The organism is Pseudonocardia kongjuensis (assembly GCF_039526905.1).
GTDB classification, from domain to species: Bacteria; Actinomycetota; Actinomycetes; order Mycobacteriales; family Pseudonocardiaceae; genus Pseudonocardia; species Pseudonocardia kongjuensis.
This window is the reverse complement of the sequence record NZ_BAAAJK010000025.1, coordinates 56,653-57,105: the sequence shown is the minus strand read 5'-3', so window position 1 is coordinate 57,105 and position 453 is coordinate 56,653. Positions and strand designations below refer to the sequence as shown.

Annotated in this window: 1 pseudogene; it reads right to left on the bottom strand. The window is 83.0% G+C overall.

The features are described 5' to 3' along the window. Window positions 1-417, bottom strand: a pseudogene (locus ABD160_RS20975) (hypothetical protein); the annotation flags it as partial. Window positions 418-453 lie beyond the last annotated feature (36 nt).

The following is a 453-nucleotide window of genomic DNA, read 5'->3' as shown; positions in this document are numbered from 1 at the left end:
GCCGGTGGCCGCGCCGTGCCCCGCGCCCCGGCCGGTGGCCGGGCCGTGCCGCGCGCCCGGACGGATCGCCGGGACCGGCCCGGTCACCGCGCCGGTGTCCGGCGCACCCGGCCGTCCCGTGCGGTCGGACCCCGGGCCGACGGGCCCCGGGTCGTCGAGTCTCGCGAGGGTGCCCGCCGGGACCGGTTCCGGGGTGCCCCCGGCGGCGGCCACCAGCGCGTCGAGCACCACGACCAGGCCGAGCCCGCCCGCGTCGACCACCCCGGCCCGGTCCAGCTCCGCGGGCCGGCCGGCCACCCGGGCCAGCGCCGCCCGCGCCGCCCGCGCCGCGACCGCGGCCGCCTCGGCCATCTCGGCCAGCGCCCCCTCGACCGATCCCGCGCCGCCGTCATCCGCACGGGTTCGCTGCGTTCGCACGGGATCCGATCCCGTGCGAACGCGACGAACCCGTGC